Origin of the sequence: Nocardia sp. NPDC050630, assembly GCF_044457245.1 — a bacterium.
GTDB lineage: Bacteria > Actinomycetota > Actinomycetes > Mycobacteriales > Mycobacteriaceae > Nocardia.
In genome coordinates this window covers 412413-435093 of the sequence record NZ_JBITGN010000004.1, presented here as the reverse complement: position 1 = coordinate 435093, position 22681 = coordinate 412413, and the positions used below count along the sequence as shown (strand labels likewise).

Below are 22681 nucleotides of genomic sequence, written 5' to 3'. Positions count from 1 at the left end.
TGAAAGGAAATGCCGATGGTGATCGGTGACATCGCACATCTGCTGATGGACGAGCCGCGGCGACTGGACGAACCTATCGCGGTCGTTGGGATGGCCTGCCGCATGCCGGGTTCGGTCGAGTCGCCGGACGATCTTTGGCGGTTGCTCATCGAGAAGCGGGACCCGGTGCGTGAGGGCCCCTTCGACCGGTGGGACGTCGACGCCTTCTACGACCCGGATCGAGAGGTGCGAGGCCGCTCCAACACTCGTTGGTCGGCCACACTCGACGACATCACCGGCTTCGATGCCGCATTCTTCGGTATTTCTCCTGCGGAGGCCGCGTCGATGGACCCGCAGCATCGGCTGCTGCTGGAGGCCTCTTGGGAAGCACTGGAACACGCCGGCATCCCACCACGCGATGTCGCGGGATCCCAGGGTGGTGTGTTCGTCGGACTGTGGAGCCAGGACAACGCCGTGCGCCTCGGCACACACTACGACGCGATCGATGCCTATGCCGCGACCATCGGAAATGTGCACTGCACCGCGGCAGGGCGGGTCTCTTATGTGCTCGGGTTGCACGGCCCCTGTGTCGCCATCGACACCGCCTGCTCGTCATCGCTGGTCGCTACCCATTTGGCCGTTCAGAGCCTGCGAACCGGGGAATCCGATTTCGCGCTGGCCGGTGGTGCGAACATCATGCTGACCCCGGAGTTCATGCTCTCCGGAACGCAGTGGGGGATGTTCTCACCCACCGGGCGCTGTCATGCTTTCGACTCGCGCGCTGATGGTCTGGTGCGCAGCGAGGGCGTCGGAATAGTTGTCCTCAAACGGCTTTCGGACGCGCAACGCGACGGTGACCGGGTGCTCGCGGTCATTCGCGGCTCCGCGATCAACCAGGACGGACGGTCGCAGGGACTCGTTCACCCCTCCGAAGATGCCCAGCGCATGGTCTACGCTGCCGCGGTCGCACAGGCGGGCATCGATCCCGGCCTGGTGGGGCTGGTGGAGACCCACGGCCCTGGGACCCAGGTCGGCGATCCGATCGAATTCCGCGCGCTGACGCCGATCTACGGCAGCGGCGCGGGACGATGCGCGCTGGGTTCGGTGAAATCGAATATCGGCCATCTGGAATCGGCCTCGGGAATCGCGGGCTTCATCAAAGCCGTCCTCGCGCTCCAGCACGGTGTCATCCCGCCGAATCTGCACTTCCAGCAGTGGAATCCGAAAATCTCTCCGGACGGCACCCGCTTCTTCGTGCCAACCGAGCCGACCGAGTGGCCGGTAGACGCGCCGACGCGGCTGGCAGCAGTGTCGTCGTTCGGATTCAGCGGCACCAACGCTCATATTGTTCTGGAGGAGTACACGGATCCGTCCACCTCCGAGATGGCGACCGGCTCCACACCGCGTCCGGTCTTGGTGCCGCTCTCGGCGACGGCGCCCGGGATGCTCGGTGCGACCGCCGCGCGGCTGTCCCGCTGGCTCACCGACAACCGCGATGGGGTCGAACTGGGCGATGTGGTGCATACGCTCGCGGTGCGGCGGTCGCATCACCGGTCTCGGACGGGTGTGGTTGCCGAATCGGTGGACGAGCTCATCGACGGGCTGGACCGAGTTGCCGCGGGCGATGACCAGGATGATTCGCTCGGCGACACGGTTCGCGCCGCCGCCGCCGAAGGGGCGGTGTGGGTGTTCTCTGGTCAGGGTTCGCAGTGGGCGGGTATGGGACGTCGGCTGCTCGACGAGGATCCGGTCTTCGCCGCGACGATCGCCGAACTGGAGCCACTAGTAGCCGCGGAGGCCGGCTTCTCGGTGACCGAGACGCTGGGCGCCCCGACGGTGGTCACCGAGATCGACCGCGTGCAGGTCGCACTGTTCGCCACCCAGGTGGCGCTCGCCGCGGTGTGGCGGTCCCTTGGTCTGCGACCGGCGGCGGTACTCGGGCATTCGATGGGCGAGGTGTCGGCCGCGGTGGTCTGCGGTGCCCTGTCGATACCGGACGGCGTGCGAGTCAGCTGCCGCCGCGCCGCCCAGCTGGTCCCCTTGGCGGGCACCGGTGCCATGGCATCGGTGGACCTTCCGCACCAGGAGGTGGCGGAGGAACTGCGTCGGGTCGCCGACGTTACGGTGGCGGTCATCTCGTCACCGCGTGCCACCGTGATCGCGGGCGGCCCGGAACCGGTGCGACAGATTGTCGAGGACTGGCAGCAGCGTGGGCTCATGGCCAGATTCGTCGCGTCCGACGTGGCGGCACACGGACCGCATCTGGACCCCTACGCTCCTCAGCTGATCGGAGCGCTCTCCGATATCCGGCCGAAACGCCCCACTGTGCCGTTCTACTCCACCGTCACCGACGATCCGCGGCAAACCGTGCTGTTCGACGGTGCTTACTGGGCGGACAATCTGCGCAAACCGGTCCGGTTTGCCCATGCGGTGCAGGCGGCCGCCGAGGATGGGCATGCCGTATTCCTCGAAGTCTCGGTACACCCCATAGTCGGACACGCGATGCGTGAGACGCTGCAAGAGATCGACGGCGACGCGGTTGTCACGCATACCATTCGCCGCGACAACGACGACCTGCGCACCATCACCGGCCAGTTGGCCCGTCTGTACCGCGTGGGTGTTCCCATCGACTTCGGCCAGCGTCATGGGCACGGAACCCTCGTCGCAGCGCCGGCGACCACATGGAACAGGATCCGCCACTGGATCGATCTGCCGCTGCCGCACCCGGCGCGACGGCTGGCGGACGAGATTCGGCCACCGCTGCTCGGTATACACACAGTCGTTCCCGAGGCCGGGCGCAGGCATCTGTGGCAGGTCGATGTGGGTACCGGGGCGCAAGCATGGCTGGCCGATCACCGAGTAGAAGGCGTCACGGTACTGCCGGGAGCGGTGTACTGCGAGACGGCACTGGCAGCCGGAATCGAATTCTTCGACTGCACCGTAGAGCAGCTACAGCTGTCCGACATCAGATTCGTCCGGCTACTGCCGGTCCGCGAACACACCACGCTCCACACCTCGCTCAGTCCACGCGGTGATCACACCGCGATCGTGGAGATGGTCAGCAAGGGTGATGGCGACGACGAGTGGATCACCCACGCGACCGCCGAGTTGCGGTACCTGCCTCAGGGGATCGGTTTCGAGCCGGTCGATCCGGCTGCCCTGGATGCGGTCTACCCCGAGCACATCGACGTCGAGGGTCGCTATGCGGAACTTCGCGCGGACGGCTACCACCATGGCCCGGCGTTTGCCGGACTGGAAAGTCTGCGCCGCGCCGGGGACGGGAGGATGCTCGCGCGTGTCGCTGTACCGCCCGCCGCCCGTGCCCTCGCCGGCCCGGTGAGCCTGCATCCGGTCCTGTTCGACGCCTGCCTGCAGACTCTGCTCATCTCGGCAGTCGCTGCCACCGGCAGTGCGGGTACCAGGATGCTGTTCCCAGTGGGTGTCGGATCACTGCGGGTTTTCGCCGCAACCAGTGCGGCAGCATATTGCGAGGCGGCACTCGTTTCGGCTTCGGCGGACGGCGCGATCGGTCAGCTGCGAGTATTCGCGGCGGACGGCTCTGTGCTGGCCGAGGCAACCAACGTGCGGTTCGCGCCAATGGAGCGGAAGACCCCCACCCGCGGTCACGAGCGATTGTTCCATGAGATCCGGTGGACATCTGTGCCACTGGAAGGGAAGACCAGTGCACGCGGGACATGGCTGCTGCTCGGTGACGACGACAACCCACTGTCGGCGGCTCTGTCTGCCGAACTGACCGCGTCAGGAGCGACCGCGACACTGCTGAACGCCCGAGCGTCGGGTACGTCGTCGCCCGCGCCAGCAGTGACGAGCGCGCTCACCTCTGTGACGGACGTCGTCTTCCTCGCGACCTCATCGGCTTCAGCAGAGCCGGATATCGCGGACTTGTGCCGTGACGAGGTGATGCGTCTGATCGATCTGACCGTGCTGTTGTCCGAGTCCGAGACCGGCACACCTCGGCTGTGGATCATTACCCGAGGTGCGCAGGCGATCGCCGGAGACGAGGTGCCTACCCTCGAGCACGCTGGGTTGCGCGGTGTGAGCCGGGTGGCGATGTGCGAGCACCCGGGTCTGCGCACGACCTTGATCGACGTGGAGCCGGGCACCAGCGACCTGCGCAATCTCGTCGCCGAGCTGTTCGCCGACGGTCCCGACGACGAGATCGTATGGCGAGGCGGACAACGCTGGGCGGCTCGGCTGGTCAACGCTCGGATCAGCGACGAAACCTGGCGAACACGGCCACAGCGGATCCAGCGGTACGGTCGTGACCGGATCTCGCTCGACATCGCTCGCCCGGGTGATCTGGACACGATCGGCGTAGTCGCCCGACCGCGTCGCGCCCCGGGGCACGGCGAGGTCGAGATCCGGACCACGGCCATCGGACTGAACTTCGCCGACGTCATGCACATGCTCGACATGTTCCCCGACCTGCACGGCACCTCCGGCCGACTCGGCCTGGAATGCGCCGGCGTCGTCACCGATATCGGTCCTGGAGTGCACCACGTGCGGGTCGGCGATCGGGTCATGGCGTTCCACGACGGCACGGCCGACACTTTTGTCACCATGCCCGCGGAAGTTGTTGTTCCCGTGCCCGAAGCGATGACCGACATTCAGGCGGCCGGTGTGCCCGCCGCCTACCTGACCGCCTGGTACGCGCTGACCCGGATCGCCCGCCTCGGCGCCGGCGAGCGAATCCTCATCCACGCGGGCACCGGTGGAGTCGGCTTGGCCGCGATCGCCATCGCGCGCTCGCTCGGCGCGGAAGTACTCGCCACGGCGGGCAGCGATCGCAAGCGCTCCTACCTCCGCGAACTCGGCGTGCAGCACGTGATGGACTCCCGGTCACTGGACTTCGTCGACCAGACCCTCGCTGCCACCGGCGGCGAAGGAGTGGACGTCGTGCTGAATTCGCTATCCGGACCCGCACTCTTCGCGGGCCTGGAAGTGCTGAACCTCGGCGGGCGATTCCTCGAGATCGGCAAACGCGATATCTACGCCAACGCCAAGTTGGGACTGCTGGCGTTGCGCCGCAACGTCACGGTGGCCGCCGTAGATCTGGCCGTCCTCGGACGAGAACGTCGGCCGCTGATCCGGGATCTGCTCAACGAACTGGTGCGGGAGTTCACCGCCGGTCGTATCGACCCGCCGACCTGTACCGAATTTCCGTTCACCGAGGCGGCCACCGCGTTGCGATACATGGCCGCCGCCAAGCACATCGGCAAGCTGATCCTGACGGTTCCGCAAGAGGGCGAGATCGAGGTCGCGGCTGCGGAGGGCAGCACGCCGGTCGTGCGCGAAGGCGCGAGCTACGTCGTCACCGGCGGACTCGGCGGGCTCGGCCTGGAAATCACCCGTTGGCTCGCCGACCGCGGCGCCGGCCGGATCGTGCTCAATGGCAGATCGGCGCCTTCCGAATCGGCGCTCGCCGTGCTGGCCGACATTCGCGCGGCGGGTACGCAGATCGATATCGTCCGCGGCGATATCGCCGAACCTGGTGTCGCCGAACGACTCGTCACAGCGGCAACGGCGGACGGGCGGCGTTTGTCCGGGGTACTGCACGCGGCGACGGTCCTCGATGACAGTGCTCTGAGCCAGCTGAGTGCCGACCGGCTCGATCGGGTATGGCGGCCGAAGGCGACCGGCGCGTGGCGGTTGCACGAGGCAACCTGTGAGCTACCACTCGACTGGTTCGTGCTGTTCTCCTCGGTGGCCTCGCTTCTCGGCAGTCCAGGACAGGGCAACTATGCCGCCGCCAACGATTGGCTCGACTCTTTCGCCAGATGGCGACGAGCGCGCGGACTGCCAGCACAAGCCATCAACTGGGGCGTGTGGGGAGAGGCCGGCCGGGCAACGGAGCTGGGCCAGCACGGGTACGCGGCGTTCGGTACCGCCGAGGGTCTGCGCTGCCTGGCGGATCTGATCGACCACGAGCGGGCCAACGCGGGCGTCTTCATCTACGACCCCGAACACTGGTTCCACGCTTCACCCGGTGCGGCCGAATCTCGGTTCTTCGCCGACATGCCGGAGCGAGCGGCGGGGGAATCCGACGTGAGCGGCAACGACGGCATCAACTCCCGGCTGCGGACCGCCGCGCCCGATGAGCGGATCCGGCTCGCGCTGAGCTACCTCGGTGTGTGCATGCACACAATACTCGGACTCGGCAGTGCCTCGGTCGACTCGAAGACGGTGCTGTCCGACCTCGGATTCGACTCGCTGACTGCGCTCCAGTTGCGCAACCGGCTCGAAGCGGACCTGCAGGTGAAGATCCCCGCCACCATCGTGTGGACCCATCCCAGTGCTGGCGAGCTGGTCGACTATCTCTTGGAACGCCTCGATCTGGAGGCGGGGACAGACGATGAGCAGACGCATACCGTTCCTACCGACACCGTCGTCGCGGCCGGACGCTGGTTCAAGACGTTTGCGCCACGGCCCGACGCGGCGACCCGGTTGTTCTGTTTCCCACACGCTGGAGGTTCGGCATCGACCTACCTGCCGTGGAGTGATCTGCTTCCCGAGCATGTCGAGTTGCACGCCGTCCAATTGCCTGGACGCGAAGACAGGGCCGAGGAGGAACCACGGCGCGATCTGTTCGCACTGGCTGAAGAACTCGCGGCAATGATCGCGGCGGACCCGGATCGTCGTCCGTTCGCATTCTTCGGGCACAGCGGCGGTAGCCTGCTCGCGTTCGAGACCGCTCGTGCGCTGTGGGTTGGCCACGCCATCACTCCGGTGACGCTCGGGATCTCGGCCGTACCAGCACCAGACGGCCCAGGAATGGCCCAACTATCGGAACGCCTTTTCCGTCACCCGAGTCCGGAGGCTCTGGAGGCTTTGGCCTTCATACCGCAGGAAATCAGGCAGGAACCCAGTCTGCTCGAACGAGCCACACAGGCCTTGGGCTACGACTACACCATGTACCGCGGTTATCAATACACTGCCGCATCGGTTCCGCTCGACTGCCCTGTTGTGCTGTTCACCGGCGACGATGACCCGCTCTGCAAGCCCGAGCACCTGGCGGGATGGGATAAGCAGACGACCGGTCCCGTAACAACCTACGTCTACCAAGGAGATCACTTCTATCTCCGAAACCACCTTCCGGAATTGATCGAACAGCTGACGAAAACGCTCGAACGAAACCCGCTCCACGGCCGGGCCATCCGGGCCGGATAGCTGTTCCGGCGTTCGGTAGATCTCCCGCCACGGACGGCGAAATACGGTGTCTTCGTGCCAGGGATGCGAATTGATCTCCTACTGCGGTAGGAGCAGCGGCCCGCTCTGAGCACGATGCACCGTCCCCGACCTGGCGGTTAGCCTTACAGGATGGATGTGACCCACGCCATCGGCTCGTCGGCGGGCGCCCAATCGGCGATACCGTTCCGCGAGAGTGGGCGCGTCCGGGATCGGTTCGTGGCCTTCGTGCGCAACCCGGTCGCGATCTTGCGTCGCAATCTCGAAGAGCTGCCGTTCGACTATCCGCCGTCGGTCATGATCAGCGCTGATGCTGCCCTGCTCGTGGTCGGTGTCGGCGCGGTCATCCAGCGGCACGAATATTTTCCGACCGCGCTGCCGATTCTGGCGCTCATCCTGGTCTTTGTTTCGGTGCCGCTGTTCTGCTTCTTCGGTGTGGCGCCGAGTCCGATCCTGCTCGCCGTCTCCGGCCTGGTCGCGACGGCCATCATGCTCACTCAGCCGGTGTCGTCGGACTTCTCGCCGTTCATCCTGGTGGTGATGGTCGGCGAGGTCGCGGCCATCGTGCGCACACGCTTCAGCGCATTGTTCGCGGTGATCGCGGTGTTCGAGTTGACGGCCTTCGACGCGGCCGGTCACCTGATGTGGAGCGTGACCGGTGAGCGGTTGCAGGGCATCCAGATGTACATCGTCGGTATCGCACTGGGCTGGCTGGTCGGCGTGATGCTGCAGTACCAGCGCAAATTTCTCTATCAGGAGCGCCAGAGCCAGCAAATCCGGGCCGAACGCGCCGCCGACGCGGAACGCAGCCGAATCGCGCGTGAGGTGCACGATGTCATCGCGCATTCGCTGAGCATCACCCTGTTGCATCTGACCGCCGCCCGGCACGCGCTGCAGACCGACCGCGACGTGGACGAAGCAGTGGACGCACTGGTCGACGCCGAGCGACTCGGCAGGCAGGCCATGGCCGATATCCGCCGCACCATCGGCCTGCTCGATACCCGGCCGTCAAAACTCGTTCCGGAGCCCGGTATCCGCGATATCGATGACCTGGTCGGCGATTTCGCCGGGGCCGGATTGGATGTTCGCTACACCCGTACCGAGGATTTGTCCGCGGTATCCGCGGCGGTCGGGCTCGCGCTCTATCGGATCGGTCAGGAGTCCCTGGCCAATGTGATCAAACATGCGTCCGGCGCGACCGCGACCGTGCGGTTGGAGGTGGACTCGTCGATGGCCCGACTCATCGTGGACAACTCGCTGCCTAAGGGATTACCGCCGGATCCCGGCGGCGGGATGGGACTGTCCGGTATGCGCCAGCGCGCCGAACTGCTCGGCGGCCGCATCAAGACCGGCCCCTTCGACGACGGTTGGACGGTGCGGGCCGAATTCCCGCTGAGCAGCGCGCGGGCCTTGTCGATGTCGTGCGGTCTGCCCGAGGTGATCCACGGGGCCGCGAGTGCCGTGCGTGAGATGCGGCGCGACGGTGCGGTGGGGGAGGGCGCGTGACGGCAGAGGCTGGGGCCAGTGGCGAGCCCGTCACCGTGCTGGTCGTCGACGATCAGGAACTCGTCCGCGGCGGCCTGCGGCGCATTCTGCGCCGCCGCGACGGTTTCGTGGTCACCGAATGCGCCGACGGCGACGAGGTGCCCGCCGCGATCGCGGCCAACCGCCCCGATGTCGTACTGATGGATTTGCGCATGAAGCGTATCGGCGGCATCGACGCGACCCGCATGCTGCGTGCCCGCGACGGTGCGCCACCAGTGCTGGTGCTCACCACCTTCGACGACGACCAACTGCTCTCGGGTGCGCTGCGCGCCGGGGCGGCCGGATTCATTCTCAAGGATTCGCCCGCCGAAGATCTCATCCGGGCGGTCCGCACGGTCGCCGTCGGCGGAGCGTGGCTGGACCCGTCGGTGACCGGCCGCGTGCTCTCGGCATATCGGACGGTTCGCCCCGCCGTCACTCGCGACGACAGCCGACTCGCCGAACTCACGGCGCGCGAGTACGAGGTGCTCGAATTGATCGGGCGCGGCCGCGTCAATGCCGAGATCGCACGCGACCTCGGCATCTCGGAAGTCACCGTCAAGAGCCATGTCGGACATATATTCGGCAAACTGGAGCTGCGGGACCGTGCCGCCGCTATCGTGTTTGCGTTTGACCACGGGGTGGTTGCACCAGGACAATCCACGGGTTGACGGGCAGCCGGATCGCGCATACCCGGAGCTGGTGATGGGCGATTTTGCCCGGGATGTGGAGGAATGACGGGGTGGACGGACCTGGATGGAGAGTCGGCAGTCGGTTCGGGCCGTACGAGCTCAGAGCGCTGCTCGGCAAAGGGGGTATGGGCGAGGTCTACGAGGCGTACGACACGGTGAAGGACCGCGTGGTCGCGGTCAAACTGCTGTCCGATGAACTCGCCAGGGACCCGGTCTACCAGGTGCGCTTCCGGCGCGAATCGCAGGCGGCCGCCCGGCTGGCCGAGCCGCACATCATCCCGATTCACGACTGGGGCGTGATCGACGGTGTGCTGTTCATCGATATGCGGCTGGTGCCCGGCACCGACCTGCGCGAAATCCTGCGCGATCAGGGGCCGATGAGCGCCGAGCGCGCGATCGGCATCATCGAGCAGATCGCCGCGGGCCTGGATGCCGCGCACGCCGACGGTCTCGTGCACCGCGACGTGAAACCGGCCAACATCCTGATCACCGAGGCGGACTTCGCCTACTTGGTCGACTTCGGCATTGCCCACACCGAGGGCGACAGCGCGGTGACCCAGGCGGGCATGGCCATCGGTTCCTACACCTATATGGCGCCCGAGCGGTTCGATTCCGGACCGGTGACCGGTCGCGCCGATATCTACTCCCTCGCCTGCGTGCTGCACGAATGCCTCACCGGAGCGACACCGTTTCCGGCCGGAAGCATGAGCGTGCTGATCCGGGCGCATCTCACCGCGGCGCCGCCGCGACCGAGCGTGCGGCGGCCAGGGGTTCCCGCGGCGATGGACGAGGTGATCGCCCGCGGCATGGCCAAGGAGGCCGCCGATCGCTTCCCGACCGCGACCGATCTGGCGCGCGCGGCCAGGGCCGCACTCGCCACCGCGCCCGCCGCGAACACACCGACCTTGATCGTGCGGCCGCCCGATCCCTCGCGCGGACCCTCGGATCAGGCTGTGGTGCACCGCAGTCCGGCGACGCCCGCGGAGTCGACGGGAACGATTCCCGCGGTCATCCATCCAACCGCGCCGACGGTGGTCTCGCTCGCGGATCTGCAGTTCACGCCGTTGCCGCCGCAGCCGCCCGCCGGACCGCCGACCGGGACGCCCGGCCTTGGTCGGCCGGTGCGGCCGTTTCCGGATGCGCATTTGTACGAGGAGTCGCCGCCGGAGTCCCCGCAGCACTTGCCGTTACCGGGGTACCCGAGTGATCCGGCGGCTCCGCCGACTCGGCGGTATCCGGACCAGCCGCAGTACTCGGAGGCGTCGCGGGCCGAGCAGACTCAGCGGTATCCCGAGTCGCATTACTCCGCCGCCCGGTATCCGGAAAACTATGGCGCGCAACAGGATTCGTCCGCACCGGAGACACGCCGTGTCCCGCTACCGCAACCCTTCTCCGGCACACCGCCGTTCGAGCCGCCGCGCGGTCCGGCCCATGCGGCGCCCAATCCCTACCGGTCCTCGGCGCAACCCGCCGAATATTCGCCGCAGGGCTATGCCGCGCCCGACTACGAAGACGATTACTACGCACAGGATCCCGCCGCGGATCCGTATCGGCGGGATCGATCGGTCCTGTTGCCGATCATGGTCACCGTCTTCGTCATCGTGGTGCTCGCGGTCGGCGGCGCCATCGGCTGGCAAGTGCTCGGGTCCGGCAAGTCCGGGGATTCCACTGTGCAGGCGGGTGCGCAGGTGACCACGACGGCCGCCATCGGCACCTCCGGCCGTTCGACCGCGTCGCCGTCGACCTCGACCACCAAGGCCGCACCCACCTCGGTCACCCTGCCCGCTGGCGCGACGAACTGCACCAACGGTCAACCCATTTCCGGCAGCTTCACCCAATCGGCCACCGGATCATCGGTCACCAGTTGCGGTTTCGCGGAAGCCGTCCGCAAGGCCTACGCCGAATCCGCGGCCACGAACGTCTCGCGCTCATCACGCTCAGTAGTCGCGACAAGCCCTGTCACCGGCCGCAGCTACACCATGAACTGCGTCGCAGACGGACAATTGGTCACCTGCACCGGCGGTGAAAATGCGGTGGTCTACGTCTACTGACACAGCAGCCGCGGTGAACACGCAATGAGTTCGTGTCCATAGGATTCCCGCATTCCATCTCCTGTGCGTCCACGCTATCTCGGGCCCAGTGGACGTCGGCTATCTCGAGGTAGCGGGTGTGGTTCTCCGGTGAGTGCCGAGAGTTTTTCGGCGATCTCGACGATGCTGGATGCGACGTAGGTGAACGTCGTACGGGCGCGTGCTGTGCTTGTGCTGGTCCGGCGTAGGTATAGGCGATGGCGACGCCGAATTCCCGCTCGATCCACGTCAGGGTGGTGTGGCGCAACCAGTGCACGCTGAACTGGAGTCCGGCGGCCACAACTCAGGTGCGTGCGAAACGCGCAGTGACAGAGGTAGCGGCGGGAGTGTTCACTCGATGGAACCGTTTCGAAAGACGGTGCGTCCATTACTGATAGAAGTGCCTTAAGCCGACCGGAACTCAGGTCTCACTGCGCGAAGCGCCCAGCACGGACCGGCGACCTGAGCTCCTGGGTCGGCATGTACATGACCTTTTGTGAAGGAGAGTGTTGACTTGGCCGGGTTTCTGCAGGTGGACATCGATGTGTTGAGTAAGACAGTTCAGTCTCTACGCGGCGCCGAGCAGGTTCTCAACGATGCGATGAACGCGATGAAGGAGGGCGGCCACGGCGACATCGGGACCAAGACTCTCAACGACGCCGCCGACAGCTTCCAACGACGATGGAAGTTCGGCATCGAGCGGATCGGCGAGTCCGCCAAGGCAACCGCGGACGGTGTCGCGCAATGTCTCGATGCGTATCGACAGACCGACCAGGCATTCGCAAGGTGGTCGAGCAAGCCACGAACGTCGTCGACGGACAGCCGAGCACCTCGGTCACAGCATGAGCCAGAACCCGTACCCCTACCTCGGTTTCAACCCCGTTCCGGGCGCGCCTGACGACGTCGCAGGGCTGCGCGGGCAGATCAGCACAGCCGCGGAGGCGGTGAAGGAGACCAACCAGCTGTTGAACAGTCTGCGCAACAGCAACGAGAACGTCTGGCAGGGTGAGGGCGGCGACGCTTTCCGCGCCGACTTCGATGCCACGCTCGCCCAAGACCTCGGCTACGCACAGAACTCGCTCGAAAAGGCCGTTGGCCTGCTTGCCGAATGGCACACGGATCTGGTGGGTTTCCAGGGTGAACTCGGAGAATTTGCGCCTGCTATCAGGTCGTTCACTGAGGGAGCGCAAGCGCCGGGGATAGCAACGAAACTTATTGATGGTGTTCCGAATGTTGTCGATAAGATTCCGCTGATGCCGTCGGCCGTGAGCCGATCCATGGGCGACTTCACCAGCTTCTTCGAAGACTTCGGCCAGGCCAGCAAGTTGGAGGCGGGGACCTCGGCGGCTGGTATCGAACTGTTCTCGCGGGCCGGGAAGGCTGGCCTCGGGCTCTTCAACATTGGGAACATAGGAAATGGCTGAGACAACCGTAGACTGGATTCCGCACGGCTTCATGGCAATGCCGCTGACCGATATCGAGAGTCGGATAGGGGTGGCGCAAGAGATCGTTGGAGAAATGCGGCCGTCGACCATGAAATCCATGGCTCAGGCTATCTTACCCACTGCGGCAACGCTCTTTGCAGAACTGGCGCACAGGGATGCGAGGTATTGTGGCATAGGTCGGCACCTGACGTCGGACGGAAACCCGATCACATCATGTATCACCATTTGCGTGTATGAAACCGGCGGAGCGAAGATCAACCCACGCTTGGCCTTAAAGAATCTGGTCGAGTCCAGGGCCGAATCCGGCGAAACATACGATATCGAAATGGTGGATATGAACGGTCGGCCAATGATGTTCGCTGAACGAGTGACAGAGCTCCCGACGCCAGAGCTTCCGGGGAGGCCGTATGTGAGTAACACAACGGCCACGTACCAACTCGAAGCGGTAGTGCCGTCGAATGACGGGTCAGCCCTGGCTGCTGTCGAGTTATCGACCGCAGCGGTCGACTATGGCCCGGAATTCCGAAAGATGATGGTCGATATGGCGCAGTCGATCGAATTCCGGGCGCACCGTCGGTCGACGTCTCGCCCCTCGTCGCTGGACTTGTGAGGGCTTTCATCGTGGAAACATCATCAACGGCCGCATCCTGGCCAGCGACCCGCGCCGCGTTGCGAAAGGGCGCGCTTTTGCCGTGGATGGCGCTGGCCGTCGGGATCGTCAGCATTCCAGCATTGGTAATCTTCATAAGTATGGGCGATCCTGGCAACAGCCCTTGGGGCCACCGCCTGTCCGCTCCCGGGTGCATATTTTCGGTAATACTGTTCTGCACAGGGATTATCGGAGGGTGCATGGTGTGGATCAGGCGACGGACAAGGCGGATATTGCTGCGGCACCCCTGGTTGGAATACCGAGTCGGCCATGTTACCAACGGCCGGTACGAGTGGGTTGAGCTGAAAGACGCAAATGGCGCTCGGATCTCACAATTGATCGTCAGCAGTTGGGTTCATCAAATAGGAAAAGTGATCGATAATAGCTCTTCGGTAGTGTGGTTCGCAGGTGATCCGCGCAAATGCGGGGTCATCTCGACACCAGGCGGAGCAAATCTGCGATACGCTTATTATAGAGGAGATGTGCCAGCAGGACGTCAGCGTGCGGAAAATATAGAAACCAGCCAGTCGCGACACGGTGGTAAAGATGATCGCCGTTACCCATCGCCTCGTACGCTACGTCGAGTCTGTGCCTTCGTCATCGACTGGTCATTACATTTCGGAGCCGCCGCTGCAGTCGTCATTTTTGGTAAAGGTGTGATCCCGCTTGCCGGCGCCGCTGCGCTCGGCGCGTGGTTGACGGCCTCCTTTGCCAATCGAGTGATACTGCAAGGAGCGTTTCATACGACGGTCGGAAAAGCGCTGTTCGGTCTGTGTGTGATTCAGCCTGGTGACGGTTCGTTTCCGGCCTATGGCAGACTGACAAAAGTCTGGTTTATGACTTTGTATTTTTCCGTTATGCTACCCCTGGCATTATTCGGCGGGGACGGCCCTGGCCCCGACAATCTCAGTGACTACTTCCTGCCTGCAGTGCGTCGTCGCGACCTTCGTGCGCAGCCCTAATTCCAGTAGCAGTTCCGGAAGGGTGCGCCGAGTTGGGCTCGAACCCGTTTGCGTCCGGTCGGCTTGCCTCGCTGATGATCGGTGTCAGTCTGTTGCCCATGCAGGCAGGGGCTCACGTGCCGCCAACCATTGTTGCGGTATTCCGCGTATCGTGCCTCGACTTCCGATCCCGGTGTGTGCTGCCACGATTCCACCAACGATCGCGGCCGTGGTGTCCACATCCCCACCGGCCTCGATGCACGCGGTGATGGCGGCGGGATAGTCACAGAGATAGGTCGCGGCTGCCCACAGCGTGAACGGCACCGTGTCCTGGGCGCTGACCTGTGCGCCGTTGCCGAGTTCGTAGGCTGCTTCGGCTACCGATCGGCCGAGTAGATCTCGAGCTCGCCGGACACCGTCTGCCGTCCGACCATCAACCAGATACGGCTCTACCACGTGCAGCAATTCACTTGGTAGACAGCCTTTTCCACGAGTCGCCGCAGCATGGCTCGCCGCGACGGCCACCGCCATGGCGCCCACGATCGCTTCTGGGTGCCGATGGGTGACCTCGGCGGACAACGCCGCCTGTGCTGCAGCTCGGCGCAGGTCTCCAGCGAAGTACGCCCCGAGCGGGGCGACCCGCATCGCAGCTCCGTTTCCCCATGATCCGCGCCCGTCGAAAGCATTTGCGGCAGCTTCCTCCCAGGGGCGGCCGTCGCGGATCTCGTGCAGCACAACGACTGTGCCGCCGCCATAGCCGCGATACGGTTCGCAGCGATCGGCGAAGACGCCCGCTAGCGCGTCGCGGTCAACACCGCCGCGGCCGCGGATTTCCGAGTACACCGAACAGGCCATCTCGGTGTCGTCGGTCCACGGCCACGGGGCCGCTGGCGGTCGTCCGGCGAGCAGATCTCCGACGCGGTGGCCGGGCACGAAGTACTGAGCACCCAGCGCATCGCCGACGGACAACCCCTCGAGGCTGTGATACGCGGAATCAGAAACCAACGGCATACGGTGGCCAATACTGCCAACCACAATCAGCTACCGCAACACCCGGCAAGAGGTAACGGCACAGGTCCGGAGTCGCATTCCACAGCTGTTATTGGCCCGACGGCTCACCCGTGCCGGGGTACCAGCGGTGCGGAGTTGCGTGCGGCGGACCGCCCACCTCCGGCGATATCCAAGGGGCGGGGTCAGAATGCATCGCGGTGAAGACGGAGGCAGAGTGTCGAGAGGAACTACGTCGCCGTTGACTAGTTGTTCTGTCTCAGAGGATTTTTCACGAGGGTGATCTCGAAGGCGGGTTCTTCGGGTTGTCCGCGCTATTGATCGCGTACTGCGTAGTAGCGCGCAATGACCAGGGCGACAGCACCGATCCTGGTGTCGCAACGGCTCACGCCTGTGCGCGGTCTCCTTTCTGTAGAAGTGTACTTCTTAGAAGTATATTTCTATTCATGACTGCCTTGGTGAAGCCGGACCGGGTGTTCGACCGTGACCGCGAATGGGATGGATTGGTGCGGTTCGTGACGTCGCCGAGTCCGGATGTGCGGTTGGGGATCGTCAGCGGGCGGCGGCGGCAGGGCAAGACGTTCCTGCTGGATGCGTTGGCCGATGTGGTCGGGGGTTTCTTCTTCACGGCGACCGATGCGACGGAGGTCGAGGCGCTGGCGGGTTTCGGTGTGGCTGTGGCCGCGCATGCCGGTGGCGGCCGGTATGCGTTCCGGGATTGGGATGAGGCGTTCGAGCGGTTGTTCGCGGTCGTGGGGGACGGGCTGGTCGTCATCGATGAGTTTCCGTATCTGACCAAGGCCAGTCCGTCGTTGCCGTCGGTGTTGCAGCGTGCGCTCGACCCTCGCGGTTATGCGCGGCGGGCGGGTTCGCGGGTGTTGTTGTGCGGGTCGGCGATGTCGGTGATGGGGCGGTTGCTCGCCGGCAGTGCGCCGTTGCGTGGGCGGGCGAGTTTGGAGTTGATCGTCAAGCCGCTCGACTATCGGGAGTCGGCGCGGTTCTGGGCGATCGAGGATCCGCGGTTGGCGGTGTTGGTGCATTCGATCGTGGGTGGGACGCCGGCGTATCGGCGTGAGTTCGCCGCGGGTGATGCACCGGCGTCTCTGGAGGATTTCGATTCCTGGGTGTTGCGGACGGTGCTCAATCCGCAGGTGCCGCTGTTCCGCGAGGCCCGGTATCTCTTGGCGGAGGAGACCGAGATCCGCGATGTGGCCCTGTACCACGCGGTGCTGGGCGCGATCGCGGGTGGGCACACGACACGGGGTGGTATAGCGAACACCATCGGCCGCAGTTCCACCGACATCGGGCATCCGTTGTCGGTGCTCGAGGATGCGCAGCTGGTCATCCGGGAGGCGGATCCGTTCAATCGGGGCAAATCGGTGTATCGGGTGGCCGAGCCGCTGATCGTGTTCTACGAGGCGATCATGCGGCGGGAATGGACTCGGTTGGAGCGTGGGAATCCCGAAGCGGCATGGCGTAATTCGCGTGCGACGTTCCTGTCGCATGTGGTGGGCCCGCATTTCGAGGGGATCTGCCGGGACTGGGCGATGTCGGTGGGCCCAGAGGTGTTCGGCGAGTTGCCTGGGCATGTGGCGGCCGCGACAGTCAGCGATCCACGTGAGAAGCGGCAGATTCAGGTCGATGTCGCGGTGCTGGCGCCAGAGGAGACCGGACGGCCGCGGCGCATCCTGTCTTTGGGTGAGGTCAAATGGGACCGCACCATGACCATGGGGCATGTGGACCGCTTGCGGCGTGCGCGAGAATTATTGGCGGCCAAGGGATATGACACCAGTCGAACGATCCTGGCCTGCTATGGCGGAGCGGGATTCGATGAGAACCTGCAGGCTGTCGGCGTCGGCGTAGGGCGGTGGCCGAAGGAAGCCGACAGCCCCATGCTGGTCGACCTGAACACCGTCTACGCCGAGGTGTAGCAGCGGCGAGCGGTTCTGGTGGACCCGAGGGCGCCGACTCCGAGGCGCATTCCCACTTGGCGATTTCATCAGTGCCGCAGTGTGATTCACCGCGGCGCATTTCCAGGTGTGTGAGGTCGTGCCGTTATTGCGGCACTGCCGAACGCACGGCGGTCCGCTAGTTTGGTGTTCGATACCCGTTCGGCGATCAGGAGATACGGTGGAGTTCAAATCGGTGCTTCGGCCTGTTGCGCGCGGATTCAATGCGGGCGTCATGGCGTTGACCAAGGCACCATGGATCGGGCCTCGGGTGGGTCGGGCGATTACCGAAATCACTTATGTCGGCCGACACTCCGGAAACACCTTCAGTACACCGGTGGTCTTTCGACGCTCTGGCGACGAGATCACGATCGCGGTCGGCATGCCGGACCAGAAGACCTGGTGGCGCAACTTTCTCGGCACGGGTGGGCCCATCTCGTTGAAGCTGGACGGCGCCGAACGGTCCGGGCACGCCGTCGCCCGACGCGATGACAAGGGCCGTGTCAGCGTCATCGTGCACTTGAACGAGGTCGATTAGCCCATAGCAAACGGTTCCGCTGGGACCGCGTCGTCGACACTGCTGCGTTTCTATGTCGCTCCACGGCGGCAGACCGGTCGAGTAGTTGAATAGCTGCTGCCCTGTGCCGGTGCCCGGCTTGTGCGCGAATCACAACATCGACTGATCGGTCGGGATCGGCTCGGGCGACCGGCGTGGCGAGGGCAGTGCCATCGCGAGTTCTCCACGTCGGGCAGCCCGCCACCAACGCTGTCCGGAGTCGATGGCACGCCGGATCTTGCGCACAGTGGGTACCTGTGTGAGCAGGTGTAGCTGGTATCGCCACGGCATTTGTACGCCGTGCCGAGCCGCCATCGCATAGGCGAACTGCACGGCGCTGCGGTCGAGATACCGGTCGGCGTGTTCGAACCAGATCATGCTGGTACGGGCGGCGGCCTGGATCGGGCGCAGCGCGGCGCGCCGCTGGGCATCGTAGTTCTCCAGCGCGTCGGCGACCTCGGCATGCTCGTACAGGTTCTGTGCGAGTACGACGGCGTCGATGATTGCCAACCGGGTGCCCGAACCGATGGTGAAGTGCGTCGTGTGCGCTGCATCGCCGAGCAGCACCACGTTGTCGTGATACCAGGTCTTGTTGGTTATCTCGGGAAAGCGACTCCACCTTGCGAACTCGCCTCGGGTCTTGCTGATCAATGAGTGACCGTCGAGGGGGCGCGTGAATATGTTTTCCAGAACACGCAAGTTCTCCAGGTCGTCCAGGGAATCGAATCCCAGTGCATGCCAAGTCTGGGGTTGGCACTCGACGATGCAGGTGCTGATTTTCTCGGCGACCGATGGGTAGGCATGGAACCAGATCCAGCCGGCCGAGGTGTGTTCGAAGGCGAAGGTGAATCGGGTGAAGACCTTGTCCGTACCCAGCCAGATATATCGATTCTCGCCGAGTGTGATGGACGTGCCGAAATGCGGATTACCCAGTTGCCGTACCCGGCTGTTCGCGCCGTCGGAGGCCACGATCAGATCGGTGTCGTCGAAGCCGGACAGATCGTGGACCTCTCGTCCGTGCGCGACCTCTACGCCCAGGTCGCTCGCCCGTCGGGAAAGTACGTCGAGCAATGCGGCGCGCCCCATGCTGAACCCGTAGCCCGCGAAATGCGCGGTCTGGTTGTCGTGCACATGGATTGCCTGTTCACGCCATAGGACCGATCCGGCACGCACCGCTTGGGCGCTGTCGGGGTCATTCCGATACAGAAGGTCGAGCAGGTCGTCCCAGTACACGACGCCCCAGCCATAGGTGGACCCGGGAGGATCGCGGTCGATCACCGTGATGTCATGGGCCGGGTCGCGCCGCTTCATCGAAATAGCGAAGTACAACCCGGCCGGCCCGCCGCCGATACACACAATCTTCATCTCGCTACCAGCTCCAGCCCGGCTGGTCGATCCTGGCTCCACATGATCGATACCCGATGCGACCGAGCCCGGCACGCTGTGCGTGTCCGGGCTCGGTCACCGGCGCTAGAAGCTGCCCCAGCCACCCCAGCCGGGGTTCCACCAATTCCACCAGCCGGGATTCCATCCCCAACCGCCGCCGCCCCAGCCGCCGCCGTGACCCCAGCCGCCGCCGCCCCAGCCGCCGCCGCCCCAACCGCCGCCGCCCCAACCGCCGCCCCAGCCGCCGCCGTGACCGCCGCCGCCCCAACCACCGCCGCCGCCCCAACCGGGGCTGTCAACAAGTTGGGTTGCGGACGTGGACGTCGTTGCGTGCGCGGTAGGCGCTTGCACGGCGGCTGCGACGACCGGAGTCGCCGCAACTGCGGCTATACCCGCGGCAGCCGCCAACCGGGCGAACTTCGTGTGTGAATTCTTTCTCTCAGTCATGATAGGACTCCAAAATGCTGTCCCGACCTGCTGGAATTCTACGCGTTTTCGCCCAACTCCAGAAGCCGCCGCGTTGACTGATCTATAATCCCGCCACATTTCCCGCTGTTGCCCAACCCAAGGATGCCCGCGTAGTGCCTCTCCGTGCCCAGCGAGGGATTGTGACGGCCATCATGGGCGTCATTGTGTAGAGGACGTCTCCGTCTCAGGGACACGAGTGGCCACGACGGGCCGCGTAACACGGGAAGCATGGTGATCTACCGGATGGATCACGCCCGCGTTGCGATCAGAGAATCTCGCGGCTGCAATCGCGTTCTTCGTCGAGTTGGGCCTGGAACTAGAGGGCGAGGCGGCAGTCGAGGGTGAATGGGTGGCTCCGCTCCTCAGGCTGGACGGCCTTCGAGCCGACATTGCCGTCGTGCGGACCCTGGACGGCCACGGCCGGGTCGAGCTTCCAGGGGCCGCTTCGACCGAATGTGCTTCCAGCCCCGCGGTGCCTGAAGCAGGACCAGTCCATTAGTACTAATGTATCCTGTGGCCATGATGGTTCGGCCAGCACCCGGGCTCGGGGAACTCCTCCATTACGTCGGCGAGCTGGTCGATCGTGGAGCAGGGGAGGTGTACGACTCCTTGGGGATGTCGTATCGACCGCGGTACACGCCGGTCTTGCGGGCGATGAGTCTCGGGGCCACGACCGTTACCGACATCACCGCCCTCACGCACGTAACGCAGGGGGCTATCAGTCAAGCCGTTGGACTGATGGTTGCCGACGGCCTGATCGCGCGGGAGCAGCTACCGGACGGTCGCAAGAGCGGCCTGAGCCTGACCGTCAAGGGGTGCGAGCTGCTCGAGTTGCTCCAGCCGCATTGGGAAACCACCTTCGCCGCGATCGTCGGTCTGGAGCAGGAGGTCGGTTTTCCGCTGCGGCGAGTCCTCGGCGATGCCGCGACAGCGCTGGAGAGCAAGGGTTTCGCGGCGAGACTCCAAGAGGCGCGGCAGTTGCGAAACCAGCGGGGCACACCGCTGCTGTCAGCGGGCGCGGCGCCGGTGCGGAACTGGTTTGATCGCGGAGGTCAGACATACGCGCGTTTTCGTCCCGAGTATCCGGCTCGACTCTCGATGTTTCTCGCGTCGCTGGCTCCTTGTGCGGCTCTCGCAGTCGATGTCGGGTGCGGCAGTGGTCAACTGACCGCCCAGCTCGCTCCGTATTTCGATACCACGATCGGGGTAGACCCAAGCGGTGACCAGCTCGACAATGCGCGGCCGCGGGAACGGATCCGATACCTCCGGGCATCCGCCGAGGTACTCCCGGTTCCGGCTCGCAGTGCGTCTCTTGTCACGGCGGCCCAGGCAGCGCACTGGTTCGACCGACCCGCGTTCTACTCGGAGGTCCGCCGAATCGCGGTCCACAACGCGGTGCTCGCGTTGATCAGCTACGGGGTGATGCAGCTCGAACCCGACCTCGACGGACGGTTCGAACGTTTTTACCGCAGCGAGATCGGACCGTATTGGCCACCGGAACGCAAGCTCGTCGACAGCGGGTACGCCGATATCGACTTCCCATTCGACGAGTATCCGGCGCCCCCTATGCAGATCAGGAAGGACTGGGACCTGAACGAGCTTCTCGGTTACCTGTCGACTTGGTCGGCGGTTCGCCGGGCCGAGGAAGCCGGCAAATCCGAAGTCCTGCAAGCATTTGCGGCGGACCTGACCGACCTGTGGGGCGACCCCACAACACCACGGCAGGTCACCTGGCCTGTCAACATGCGATTGGGGATCATGTGACAACGCCGCAACGAGCACGCTCACTACAGTCAGGATTGACACACCGCGAGAGCATGATCGTCGCCGCACGCCACACCGTCCCCCGTGTGGTGCCGGACTGGCCTGGGTTTGTCGACATGCCGCCCGTGTTCGCGACCGCGATGATGATCGGATTCATCGAGCAGACCTGCATCAACGGATTGCGGCCGCACCTGTCGGATGCTCAGCGGACAGTCGGCACCCATGTCGATGTCAGTCATGTCGCCGCGACGCCGGAAGGCATGACTGTCACCGCGACCGTCACACTGGTCGAGGTCGACGGTCGAAACCTGCGCTTCGATGTGTCCTGCCATGACGAATCCGGTCTGATCGGAGCGGGAACTCACCGTCGCGCTGTTGTCGATTTCGACGCCTTCATGAGGCGCGTAGCCGACAAGACGGCACCCATTCCCACCAGAGACTGAGCTTGCCCCAGGACTCCGCGCTCGCCGGTTCAAGTGCGTGGCGAACGTTTCGCAGTGCGTGAAAACTGGTGGCACAACGGCATGCTGTGTTGGCTTCGTTGACGAAGCCTCCGTGAGGTCCTCTACGACGAACCGCGCGTCGTGCTCATGCCGGTGGACCATCGGTTGGCAGGCAAGGAATACGTCACCCTCGACGACATCGCCGACGAACCCGTGCCCCGACTACGGCAGTCGAACCCGGACTGGAATGCCTACTGGCGCATCGATCCCCGCCCCGACGGCCGCCCCGCCCCGACGGCCCGATCATCGACGCCCTCGAGGACAAACTCGAAGTCATCGCCGCCGGTGAGGCCATCGCCATCGCCGCCGGCCACCACCTAGCGGTGCGTCCCGACGTCACCGCGATCCCGCTGCACGGCGTCGACCCGGCTCACGTCGTGCTGGCCACCCGCCGCGACGACCGCAACCGCCTGGTCGCCGCATTCCGGAAATACGCCCGAGACCGGCTCACAGGCCCTGAGCCGGGCAGGCTCACCGATCCGTGATCCCAAGACAGAGCATGGCGGGCGTGGCGGGGGCTTTCTGGCCGGTCACCGATGAAA

General features: G+C 64.9%; 15 protein-coding genes and 1 pseudogene. 12 read left to right on the top strand and 4 right to left on the bottom strand.

What is annotated here, in order from left to right; translation table 11 throughout:
* Positions 1 to 15 precede the first annotated feature (15 nt).
* The 4 genes from ACIBG0_RS14605 (at position 16) to ACIBG0_RS14590 (ending at position 11452) form a co-directional block, all read left to right on the top strand.
* Positions 16 to 7167: an SDR family NAD(P)-dependent oxidoreductase gene (locus tag ACIBG0_RS14605; RefSeq protein WP_397032575.1), complete on the top strand. Its 7152-nt coding sequence runs from the start codon at positions 16 to 18 to the stop codon at positions 7165 to 7167.
* 150 nt (positions 7168 to 7317) lie between these two features.
* Positions 7318 to 8691 (top strand): sensor histidine kinase, encoded by a 1374-nt coding sequence (locus ACIBG0_RS14600; RefSeq protein ID WP_397032573.1) that lies wholly within the window; start codon positions 7318 to 7320, stop codon positions 8689 to 8691.
* A 35-nt stretch (positions 8692 to 8726) separates the two neighbouring features.
* Positions 8727 to 9380 (top strand): response regulator, encoded by a 654-nt coding sequence (locus tag ACIBG0_RS14595; RefSeq protein WP_397032703.1) that lies wholly within the window; start codon positions 8727 to 8729, stop codon positions 9378 to 9380.
* Positions 9381 to 9451: 71 nt separating this feature from the next.
* Positions 9452 to 11452, top strand: coding sequence for a protein kinase (locus tag ACIBG0_RS14590; RefSeq protein ID WP_397032572.1), 2001 nt, complete (start codon positions 9452 to 9454; stop codon positions 11450 to 11452).
* A gap of 586 nt (positions 11453 to 12038) precedes the next feature.
* Here ACIBG0_RS14590 and ACIBG0_RS14585 read toward each other — a convergent pair.
* Positions 12039 to 12215, bottom strand: coding sequence for a hypothetical protein (locus tag ACIBG0_RS14585; RefSeq protein WP_397032571.1), 177 nt, complete (start codon positions 12213 to 12215; stop codon positions 12039 to 12041).
* A gap of 97 nt (positions 12216 to 12312) precedes the next feature.
* On the opposite strand from ACIBG0_RS14585, the gene ACIBG0_RS14580 reads away from it, so the two are divergent.
* From ACIBG0_RS14580 to ACIBG0_RS14570, 3 genes are read left to right on the top strand one after another with little or no spacing between them, the layout of a single operon-like run.
* Positions 12313 to 12894: a hypothetical protein gene (locus ACIBG0_RS14580; RefSeq protein ID WP_397032570.1), complete on the top strand. Its 582-nt coding sequence runs from the start codon at positions 12313 to 12315 to the stop codon at positions 12892 to 12894.
* Entirely contained in the window at positions 12887 to 13525 is a 639-nt protein-coding gene (locus tag ACIBG0_RS14575) for a hypothetical protein (protein ID WP_397032569.1), read from the top strand. Before ACIBG0_RS14580 ends, ACIBG0_RS14575 begins: the two co-directional genes overlap by 8 nt.
* A gap of 11 nt (positions 13526 to 13536) precedes the next feature.
* The gene (locus ACIBG0_RS14570) at positions 13537 to 14526 is read left to right on the top strand and encodes a hypothetical protein (protein WP_397032567.1); all 990 of its coding nucleotides are present in this window, start codon (positions 13537 to 13539) and stop codon (positions 14524 to 14526) included.
* Between the two features lie 84 nt (positions 14527 to 14610).
* On the opposite strand, the gene ACIBG0_RS14565 is transcribed toward ACIBG0_RS14570, so the two are convergent.
* A complete protein-coding gene (locus tag ACIBG0_RS14565; RefSeq protein ID WP_397032565.1) occupies positions 14611 to 15516 on the bottom strand; it encodes an ADP-ribosylglycohydrolase family protein in 906 nt (301 codons plus the stop codon).
* Positions 15517 to 15959: 443 nt separating this feature from the next.
* On the opposite strand from ACIBG0_RS14565, the gene ACIBG0_RS14560 reads away from it, so the two are divergent.
* Positions 15960 to 17444, top strand: coding sequence for an ATP-binding protein (locus ACIBG0_RS14560; protein ID WP_397032563.1), 1485 nt, complete (start codon positions 15960 to 15962; stop codon positions 17442 to 17444).
* Between the two features lie 199 nt (positions 17445 to 17643).
* Positions 17644 to 18000: a hypothetical protein gene (locus ACIBG0_RS14555; RefSeq protein WP_397032561.1), complete on the top strand. Its 357-nt coding sequence runs from the start codon at positions 17644 to 17646 to the stop codon at positions 17998 to 18000.
* 129 nt (positions 18001 to 18129) lie between these two features.
* On the opposite strand, the gene ACIBG0_RS14550 is transcribed toward ACIBG0_RS14555, so the two are convergent.
* Complete coding sequence (locus ACIBG0_RS14550; protein WP_397032559.1) at positions 18130 to 19329, bottom strand: FAD-dependent monooxygenase; 1200 nt, start codon at positions 19327 to 19329, stop codon at positions 18130 to 18132.
* 159 nt (positions 19330 to 19488) lie between these two features.
* Positions 19489 to 19851, bottom strand: a complete 363-nt coding sequence (locus ACIBG0_RS14545) for a hypothetical protein (RefSeq protein WP_397032558.1) — start codon at positions 19849 to 19851, stop codon at positions 19489 to 19491.
* Between the two features lie 540 nt (positions 19852 to 20391).
* Between ACIBG0_RS14545 and ACIBG0_RS14540 the strand changes: the two genes are divergently transcribed.
* The 3 genes and pseudogenes from ACIBG0_RS14540 to ACIBG0_RS14530 form a co-directional block, all read left to right on the top strand.
* The gene (locus tag ACIBG0_RS14540; RefSeq protein ID WP_397032557.1) at positions 20392 to 21636 is read left to right on the top strand and encodes a methyltransferase domain-containing protein; all 1245 of its coding nucleotides are present in this window, start codon (positions 20392 to 20394) and stop codon (positions 21634 to 21636) included.
* 116 nt (positions 21637 to 21752) lie between these two features.
* Complete coding sequence (locus tag ACIBG0_RS14535; protein WP_397032555.1) at positions 21753 to 22079, top strand: thioesterase family protein; 327 nt, start codon at positions 21753 to 21755, stop codon at positions 22077 to 22079.
* Between the two features lie 117 nt (positions 22080 to 22196).
* Positions 22197 to 22624: pseudogene (locus ACIBG0_RS14530) on the top strand (LysR substrate-binding domain-containing protein); the annotation flags it as partial.
* Positions 22625 to 22681 lie beyond the last annotated feature (57 nt).

Excerpts from the sequence above, each read along its gene's own strand:
- ACIBG0_RS14545 (WP_397032558.1), bottom strand. The coding sequence starts at position 19,851 with ATGACTGAGAGAAAGAATTCACACACGAAGTTCGCCCGGTTGGCGGCT.
- ACIBG0_RS14540 (WP_397032557.1), top strand. The coding sequence starts at position 20,392 with ATGATGGTTCGGCCAGCACCCGGGCTCGGGGAACTCCTCCATTACGTC.
- ACIBG0_RS14600 (WP_397032573.1), top strand. The coding sequence starts at position 7,318 with ATGGATGTGACCCACGCCATCGGCTCGTCGGCGGGCGCCCAATCGGCG.
- ACIBG0_RS14565 (WP_397032565.1), bottom strand. The coding sequence starts at position 15,516 with ATGCCGTTGGTTTCTGATTCCGCGTATCACAGCCTCGAGGGGTTGTCC.
- ACIBG0_RS14605 (WP_397032575.1), top strand. The coding sequence starts at position 16 with ATGGTGATCGGTGACATCGCACATCTGCTGATGGACGAGCCGCGGCGA.
- ACIBG0_RS14575 (WP_397032569.1), top strand. The coding sequence starts at position 12,887 with ATGGCTGAGACAACCGTAGACTGGATTCCGCACGGCTTCATGGCAATG.
- ACIBG0_RS14535 (WP_397032555.1), top strand. The coding sequence starts at position 21,753 with ATGCCGCCCGTGTTCGCGACCGCGATGATGATCGGATTCATCGAGCAG.
- ACIBG0_RS14550 (WP_397032559.1), bottom strand. The coding sequence starts at position 19,329 with ATGAAGCGGCGCGACCCGGCCCATGACATCACGGTGATCGACCGCGAT.
- ACIBG0_RS14580 (WP_397032570.1), top strand. The coding sequence starts at position 12,313 with ATGAGCCAGAACCCGTACCCCTACCTCGGTTTCAACCCCGTTCCGGGC.
- ACIBG0_RS14560 (WP_397032563.1), top strand. The coding sequence starts at position 15,960 with ATGACTGCCTTGGTGAAGCCGGACCGGGTGTTCGACCGTGACCGCGAA.